Origin of the sequence: Vibrio sp. 10N.286.46.A8 (assembly GCF_041470165.1) — a bacterium.
In the GTDB taxonomy this organism is placed as follows: domain Bacteria; phylum Pseudomonadota; class Gammaproteobacteria; order Enterobacterales; family Vibrionaceae; genus Vibrio; species Vibrio tasmaniensis_A.
Genome location: NZ_JBFRLX010000360.1, coordinates 1 through 821 on the forward strand (window position 1 = coordinate 1; position 821 = coordinate 821).

The 821-nt window shown below is 44.3% G+C and carries 1 protein-coding gene; it reads right to left on the reverse strand.

The window, feature by feature from the left end:
• Positions 1-175: 175 nt before the first annotated feature.
• A partial coding sequence (fre, locus tag AB4232_RS22405; protein WP_372088060.1) for an NAD(P)H-flavin reductase occupies positions 176-821 on the reverse strand: 646 nt, incomplete at its 5' end.

Consider the following 821-nt stretch of genomic DNA (forward strand, 5'->3'; position numbering starts at 1 on the left):
TGAAGCCTTGTGGCGTCTGCCGTCTCAGTGGTGTCGCATTATAGGGAACCCTCTCAGCTTAGCAACTACTTTTTCATGAAAAATGAACAAATAGAGCTTAAGTGCCTAATAGTTCACCTAAACGGAAAAAAGAGAGCATTTCTGCTCTCTTTTTGCTCTAAATCTAAAAGAAATCTTAGATAAACGCGTAAGCATCTGCGTACATATGGTCACGCTTTGCTTCTTTATTCTGAGTAAACAAGTCTCTTGCAGCACCTGCCATTTCGAAACGACCAGCAATGTAGATATCAAAATCAGCTAATGATTCGAAACTTTGCGTGATTGCTTCAAGTACGTTACCCGTTTGACCGTGCCAAACTTCAGGTGCTTCTTCTACTACTGGTACAAAATACACATTGCTGTGTTTTGCTGCGATGTCGACAAGCTCTTCTTTCGCATACAGCTGGCACTCATCCTTTGCGCCCCAGTATAGATGAATCTCTTTTTTGCTGTTCTGTGCGATGCAGTGATCGAGAATAGAGCGCACGTAGCTAAAGCCAGTACCACCAGCAATTAGTAACAGAGGACGATCGCTTTCTTCTTTAACCCACGCATCACCGTGCGGAGCATCAATTGCTATGTCGCCATCTTCAGCTTGCGCTTTCTTCATTGCCTCAACAACTTCTGAAGCGTAAGCATTATGCTCAGCTGCACCAATGTGTAACTCAAGCTCGCCTTCATGACGACAAGGGCTGCTTGCAATCGAAAATGGACGCTTGTCTTTTTCACCCATTTCAACCATTAAGTATTGGCCCGCTTTAAAAGCGACCGGTGTTTCTGGG